This is a genomic window from Thomasclavelia sp. (assembly GCF_017889095.1).
Lineage (GTDB): Bacteria > Bacillota_I > Bacilli_A > Erysipelotrichales > Coprobacillaceae > Thomasclavelia.
The window spans coordinates 1-1,941 of record NZ_JAGHEW010000402.1 but is presented as its reverse complement, the minus strand read 5'-3'; the positions used below and the strand labels follow the sequence as shown (position 1 = coordinate 1,941).

Sequence of the window (1,941 nt, the reverse complement as noted above, 5' to 3'; positions counted from 1 at the left end):
TGACGGCTCATCCTTTTCATTTGGAATATCTAATTGCACTTATATAATTACATATTTATCATCAAAAATCAAGTGATTCTTTGTTGAAAAGTAAGTTTTTATTTTCTTTCTTAATTGTGTAATATATTTCTTTTAGTATGCATTGAATGTAATATATTTTATAGCATTATCATTAGTTATTTAAATGATTAGTTTTGAATTATTTAAAGAATGTGATATAGACCAAAATGGTCTTTTGTGTTATCATCATATTATAAGTGAATAGTATATTGATCATTTTGAGAAGCTATTAAAATGGTTGAGGGTGAAAGACCTCCCTGATAATAAGAATATACTTATGTTTTGATAGCTTTTATAGAGGTAAAGGTTAGTATTTTAATTGGTGTTATAAAATACGATTTTGCCTTTTTTTGTTTGTAAATAAAAAAGCTGGGAATAATAAAAATATCGTAGAGTAGAATAATCTAAGACAACATTAAAAAATGCTTGATAAAACAAGCATTTTCTAAGACTTGACCAAATTTATAGACAAGAAATGAGTGATTTTGAAAAGCGATTAATCGACTCCTTTTTTAACCTAAAAGATGAATGAACATAGCGATCAAGAGTAATTTGAGCACCACTATGCCCTAAAATTTCACTTAAACATTTTACTTCAAAACCATTTTCAATACATAAAGTTGCAAAAGTATGTCTTAGTGTATGAAAATTAATTTCTTCAATTTTTGCTAACTCTACGTATTTTTTAAATTTTCTTTCTAAATTTCTTGGCTCAATAAATTTATCAGGTTTTCCGGTTAAAAGATAACAATGTGGCTTACATTGAAAATGTTTAAATAACGGTATTAAATTTTCCGGAATCGGAATTAAACGATTTGATGTCTGGCTTTTAGGAGATTCTTCAATAATAATTGTTTTTGGTGTCAATGATTCTAAATTCTTGATTCGCTGCATTGTTTTTTCAATTGATAAATAACCTTCTTCTATATTAATATGTTCCCATTTTAAAGCACATAATTCACCAATTCTAATTCCGGTAGTCATCGCAATTAATACCCCAAACTTACAAGGATCAATATCATGCAATAAAACTTGATTTAATCTTGCAAACTCATTTTTACTAAGCACTTTGCTTTCTTTTTTAGGATTACGCGGATAAACAATATTTATATTCAAACTAATATTATATTCAGTTTCAATAAATTTAAAAATTCCTTTCAAGATCGACAAAATATCTTTAACCGTTTTAGCTGCTAAAGGCTTACCCTTTTTACCTTTATTTAATAAACCAGCAGTAAAACTTTCAATATGATGATTATTTAAATCCCGTATTTTAATATCATTAAAATACGGCAATAAATAACTATCAATTGCATTATAATATTTAACATAAGTAGACATTTTAAACTGTACTTTATATACTTTCAACCATTCTCTAATATAAAATCCCATTGTATCTTTACTATTGATAAAAGACCTTTTAGCTATCGCTAAACAAACTTCATTTCTCTTAGATTTAACTTCTGTATAAGTTTTCCCATAAACACTACCATATATCTTTTTATTATCAAGCGATATCCCTTTAACATATCTTGCTTCCCATCTACCATCACTGCGATGAAAAATATTTTCTCCTCTTCTAGGCATCTTTGTACTCCTTTCAATTTTTAACTTTTAATCAACAGTAAAATAAATTAGCCAATTTTAAAATCTCTACAGTAGCTAAATGTTATATCATATTCCCACCCCACTTATTACCAATTGACCAAAAAATTGACCATTAATAGCATAAAAAATATGAAAAAAAGGGTAATTTTTAGCATTTTTATTGAAAAAAATTACACATTTTTAACTATTATAATTTTTTACTACCATTTTTAAACAAAAAATGTTAGAATGCTATCGTAACTAATTAAAAATATTTGTTCGTAGAGTATTCTA

The 1,941-nt window shown here is 26.0% G+C and carries 1 protein-coding gene; it reads right to left on the bottom strand.

Features of this window, described 5'->3' with window-relative positions; genetic code table 11:
* Positions 1-522 precede the first annotated feature (522 nt).
* Positions 523-1,647, bottom strand: coding sequence for a site-specific integrase (locus J7M77_RS16715; RefSeq protein WP_296880628.1), 1,125 nt, complete (start codon positions 1,645-1,647; stop codon positions 523-525).
* Between the last annotated feature and the right edge of the window lie 294 nt (positions 1,648-1,941).